The sequence below is a fragment of the Terrimonas pollutisoli genome, from assembly GCF_029360765.1.
GTDB lineage: Bacteria > Bacteroidota > Bacteroidia > Chitinophagales > Chitinophagaceae > Terrimonas_B > Terrimonas_B pollutisoli.
Window position 1 is genome coordinate 1 of record NZ_JARKNA010000073.1, and the last position, 521, is coordinate 521.

At 42.0% G+C, this 521-nt stretch carries 1 pseudogene; it reads left to right on the plus strand.

Annotation, left to right across the window (positions count from 1 at the left end):
• A pseudogene (locus P2W73_RS26410) lies at positions 1 to 231 on the plus strand (hypothetical protein); the annotation flags it as partial.
• Between the last annotated feature and the right edge of the window lie 290 nt (positions 232 to 521).

Here is a 521-nt window from a genome sequence, read left to right on the forward strand (position 1 = left end):
ATACTGAGCAGCAGCAGCAAACAAAGATGTGCTGAACGAATAAAAGCGCAGGTGCCACCCATCAAAACACCCGCTTATATAAAACCCAAAGCCAAACCTGAGCCCTTTAATCCCAGGCAATGCCCTTGTTGTAAAAAAGATACCATGCAAACCATTATACATTTTAAAAATAAGCCACCGCCTGTTTACTGGCAACAACTGGCGGCTGATTTATTGCAATGCATAGTATGATTTTTTTTACTGCAACATGCGGTAAGGCCGGCCATGCCTATACTCAAAGAAAACAATAAAAATTGTTGAAAAATAGCACTCGTGATATACTATAGATCCTGAAAGCAACAACAGTCGCAGAAACAAGACCATAATTTTAAATGATCGTTTGGTTTTACCGTGCTTTAACATCCGCATCAACCACGTCTTCCACACACCAATCCCCATAATTACAAGCAACGCCTACCAGCAGGTTCCGTACAACTAAGAGTTCATCGTTGGCCCTTCAGGCCCGACGAACTCTTAGTTGT